Here is a 231-nt window from a genome sequence, read left to right as displayed (position 1 = left end):
GCCATAAATCATCAAGCCCGCCGCCGTGGGAATAACAGCAAGTAAACTCTAAAAATCAATGTCTTGTTTTTTAAACCGCACACAAGCATCAGGCCGTCTGAAAGCATTTTCAGACGGCCTGAATCTTACCGAAACCTGCAAATCGGGCGGCGGCCGCTGCCATAAATCATCAAGCCCGCCGCCGTGGGAATAACAGCAAGTAAACTCTAAAAATCAATGTCTTGTTTTTTA

Annotated in this window: 1 protein-coding gene; it reads left to right on the top strand. The window is 45.9% G+C overall.

What is annotated here, in order from left to right; genetic code table 11:
* The first annotated feature begins 58 nt into the window (after positions 1–58).
* Positions 59–193, top strand: a complete 135-nt coding sequence (locus IR141_RS13975; RefSeq protein WP_255518834.1) for a hypothetical protein — start codon at positions 59–61, stop codon at positions 191–193.
* Positions 194–231: the final 38 nt, after the last annotated feature.

The organism is Neisseria sp. 19428wB4_WF04 (assembly GCF_015235335.1).
Lineage (GTDB): Bacteria > Pseudomonadota > Gammaproteobacteria > Burkholderiales > Neisseriaceae > Neisseria > Neisseria musculi.
The sequence above is the reverse complement of the archived record's forward strand: the minus strand, read 5'-3'. Positions and strand labels throughout refer to the sequence as shown.

Excerpts from the sequence above, each read along its gene's own strand:
- IR141_RS13975 (WP_255518834.1), top strand. The coding sequence starts at position 59 with ATGTCTTGTTTTTTAAACCGCACACAAGCATCAGGCCGTCTGAAAGCA.